The sequence below is a fragment of the Streptomyces sp. ActVer genome, assembly GCF_027270795.1.
Classification (GTDB): domain Bacteria; phylum Actinomycetota; class Actinomycetes; order Streptomycetales; family Streptomycetaceae; genus Streptomyces; species Streptomyces umbrinus_A.
Window position 1 is genome coordinate 1 of sequence record NZ_JAPWHT010000689.1, and the last position, 3,650, is coordinate 3,650.

Below are 3,650 nucleotides of genomic sequence, written 5' to 3' on the forward strand. Positions count from 1 at the left end.
GGTGCCGGGGTCGGGCGGCGACTGCGCGGGGAGTCCTCCGGGGACCGTGTGGTGGCGAAGGGAAGCCTGTCGCCCGACGACATCAAGATGCGGATCGAGCCGGTGGCTTGAAGGTCCGGGGGCCTAGGGCCTTCGGGGCGGGCCGCGGTTCGACCGGTCTCGGTCTGTGGCCGGAATGTCCGCGGAGGGACGGGGCTTCCTTGACGGGTGACGTCGGGGGAGCCGCCGCTGCGTTGTGGGTGAGGCCGAAATTCTTTGTGGTGAGGCCGCGAACCGTCTTGCGGTCGGTGATGCCGGGGAAGCCCCGCCGTCGCTCGGCGGTGACGTCGACGAGGCCTGGCTGTCCCCTCCCGGCTTGCGAATCGGCGAATCGGCGGTGCGTCGGTACGCCGCCTCAGGCGCCCGGAGCCGTCAGCGCCCCGCGGTCCAGGCCCAGCTCCCGGGCCAGTGCCTCGTCCACCCACTCCTGGGTGCGGGCGCGTGAGACCGCGCCGGGGTACGCCGTCATCTGGACGGCGAGCCCGTCCAGCAGGGCGGTCAGACGCAGGGCCGTACTCGTGGGGTCCGGGCAGTGGAACTCGCCGGCGGCCACGCCCTCCGCGATGACCTCGGTGATCGCGGCCTTCCACTGCCGGTCCAGGTCGCGGGTGACGTCCCGCAGCGCGGGCTCGCGCAGCGCCACGGCCCAGCCCTCGATCCACAGCCGCCAGCCCTTGGCCTGCCCGGTCGGCGCGTACCAGCGGACCGCCGCCCGCAGCCGCCGCAGCGCGGTCGTCCGGCGGCCGAGCAGCTTGCGGAGGTGGGCGAGGTCGTCCTCGGCCGCGTACGTGAACGCGGCGGCGACCAGTTTCTCCTTGGTCGAGAAGTGATAGAGCACCAGCGCGTTGCTCACCCCGAGCGCGGTCGCCACATCGGCGATCCGCACCGCGGACACGCCCCGCCCCTCGATCTGCTGGATGGCGGCCCGCAGCAGTTCCTCACGCCGCTCCGCCACGCTCAACCGCACTCTTGCCACCGGGCAACCCTATTGCTTCGCCCCGGAGTGCGCCGGTGGAGGGTCGGTTACCGGCCGCGGCCGGGCCGTCACCGTTCCCGCCGGGCGTGCTCGCGGCGTCAGCGGTACCAGCCGAAGCGCTCCGCGATCACCGGCAGCCGGTCCGCGACGATCGCGTGCGCGGCCGCCCGCGGTGTCGTCCCGTCGGCCTCCGCGCGCGCGAGCGTCTGGTCGATCAGTGCACGCATCGAACGTCGCGTGTACGCGAACGCCTCGTCCGCGTCGGCCCCGATGTCGCCGAACAGGGTCCACCACCACCAGGCGTTGGTCCCGGAGTTGACCACGACGTCCGGCAGGACGGTGACACCGCGGCCGGCGAGCTGCTGCTCCGCGCCCGGCAGGACGGGCATGTTGGCGGCCTCGACGATCCAACGGGCCGTGATCCGCCCCTGGTTGGTGGTGTCGATCGTGTACGAGACCGCCGCCGGCACCAGCACGTCGGCGTCGGCGGACAGCCAGGCGTCGCCGGGCAGTTCGCGGTCGCCCGGACGCAGGGCCGCACGGTCGATCGTTCCGTACGTGTCCCGGGCGGCGAGCAGCGCGTCGACGTCGAGCCCTCCGGGGTTGGCGATCGTGCCCTTCACGTCGGCGACGGCCACGATTCTGAGTCCCGCGCGCGCGAGGAAGCGGGCTGTGGCCCCGCCCATCGTGCCCAGCCCCTGCACGGAGACCCGGGTCCCCTCGTGCGCGACCCCGGCCCGGTCCAGGGCCGCGAGGACCGACTCGGCCACCCCGCAGCCGCCGACCAGCTCGTCGAGCCCGATGCCGTCCACCTCGACCGCGAACGCGTCCGCCAGCCGCCGCCGGGCCGCCGCCTCGTCGTCGAGCAGCGGATACACGGCCTGGATCGACGACACGAGACCCGCCTCCGCCGCGGCGCGGTCGACGAGGTCCTGGGTGAGACCGAGATCCTCCCCGGTGGTCCAGAGGCTCTCGATGTACGGGCGCATGGCACGCAGATAGCGCACGAGCAGGCCGTACGCCTCCGGGGCCTGGGGATCGCAGTCGATGCCGCCCTTGGCGCCGCCCAGCGGTACGTAGCGGCTCTCGGGGTTGTAGTGCAGGGCCTCTTTCATGGTCATTCCACGGGCGAGCCCGGCGACCTCGTCCAGCGTGCAGCCCGCCCGCATGCGGAGCCCGCCGCTGGAGACACCGCGCACCAGCCGGTCCACGACCAGATGCCCCTGTCGGCCGGTGACGTGGTCGGTCCAGGTGAGCGTCATCAACGGGCTGCTGTCCTGGGCGGTCATGGGGCTCCTCGGGGACGGGGGTCTGAGAAACGGGGGTCTGGAAAACGGGGGCGAGGGGAACAAGGTGACAGGTTCGGAGCGTTTGACCGGCGTGGGGCCGGGTGCAGACTGCGCCCCGGTGCTGTACCGGCTGCCTCTACTGAATGGTCGGTCAGTATCGAAAGTGCTGCATGTATCTGTCAACTTACTGAATGGATCTTCAGTAGAACGTGATGCCGTATTCGATGGATCCCGCCATGGCCCGCGCGGAAACCGCCCTGCCATACGCCCGACCCGGCGCTGTCAGAGGCGGCGACCATAATGGAAATTCAGACCGACTCCACCTGGAGGTGCCGTGACCGGTTCCCGTTCCCTCAGCTCCGGGCTCCGTGCGCTGCGGCCCGCCGCGTTCGGCGCGGATCCGAGCGGTGAGCGCATGGAGCGCATCCGCAGATCGCCGAACTACGCGGACGGCGTCTTCCGGAATCCCGAGGGCGCACCCCGGCCCGACGGTGCCATGCTCGAGTTCGCGCGGTCCTTCTTCCGCAAGGAGGAGCGCGTGCGCCGCGCCCCGGCGGGCACAGTGCCTGTGCATGCCACGACCCTCGCCGACCTGGCCCGGCCACCGGCCGACGGACTGCGGCTGACGTGGATGGGGCACTCCAGCGTCCTCGCCGAGATCGACGGGCACCGAGTGCTCTTCGACCCGGTCTGGGGTGAGCGCTGCTCCCCGTTCGCCTTCGCCGGTCCCAAGAGGCTGCACCCCGTGCCCCTCCCGCTGGAGGCGCTCGGCCCGGTGGACGTGGTCGTCATCTCGCACGACCACTACGACCACCTGGACCTGCCCACGATCAAGGCCCTGGCCGGTACGGACACGGTGTTCGCGGTGCCCCTCGGTGTCGGCGCCCACCTGGAGCACTGGGGCGTCTCCGCGGACAGGCTGCGCGAGCTCGACTGGCACGAGACGACGAAGGTCGGCGGAATCTCCCTGACCGCCACACCCGCCCGCCACTTCTGCGGCCGCGGCCTGCGCAACACGCAGCACACCCTCTGGGCCTCCTGGGCCGTGGCCGGGGACGAGCACCGGATCTACCACAGCGGGGACACGGGGTACTTCGCCGGTTTCGCGGACATCGGCGCCGAGCACGGCCCCTTCGACGCCACGATGATCCAGATCGGCGCGTACAGCGAGTTCTGGCCCGACATCCACATGACGCCCGAGGAGGGCATGCGGGCCCACCTGGACCTCCAGGGCGGCCGGCCCAGCGGCGTGATGATGCCGATCCACTGGGCGACGTTCAACCTCGCGGCGCACCCCTGGGCCGAGCCCGGCGAGGGCACCGTCACCGCCGCCCGCGCGGCCGGCG

General features: G+C 72.1%; 3 protein-coding genes and 1 pseudogene. 2 read left to right on the forward strand and 2 right to left on the reverse strand.

From position 1 onward, the window contains the following. Nucleotides 1–111, forward strand: a pseudogene (locus O3Q52_RS50505) (SGNH/GDSL hydrolase family protein); the annotation flags it as partial. A gap of 283 nt (nt 112–394) precedes the next feature. Here the strand turns inward: O3Q52_RS50505 and O3Q52_RS50510 are convergent. Together O3Q52_RS50510 and O3Q52_RS50515 are read right to left on the reverse strand one after the other, a co-directional pair. Next, complete coding sequence (locus tag O3Q52_RS50510) at nt 395–1,015, reverse strand: TetR/AcrR family transcriptional regulator (protein WP_269655148.1); 621 nt, start codon at nt 1,013–1,015, stop codon at nt 395–397. A gap of 98 nt (nt 1,016–1,113) precedes the next feature. Then, the gene (locus O3Q52_RS50515) at nt 1,114–2,304 is read right to left on the reverse strand and encodes a glutamate dehydrogenase (protein WP_269655149.1); all 1,191 of its coding nucleotides are present in this window, start codon (nt 2,302–2,304) and stop codon (nt 1,114–1,116) included. Nucleotides 2,305–2,638: 334 nt separating this feature from the next. Here O3Q52_RS50515 and O3Q52_RS50520 point away from each other — a divergent pair. Next, on the forward strand, nt 2,639–3,650 hold a 1,012-nt coding region (locus O3Q52_RS50520), incomplete at its 3' end, for an MBL fold metallo-hydrolase (RefSeq protein ID WP_269655150.1).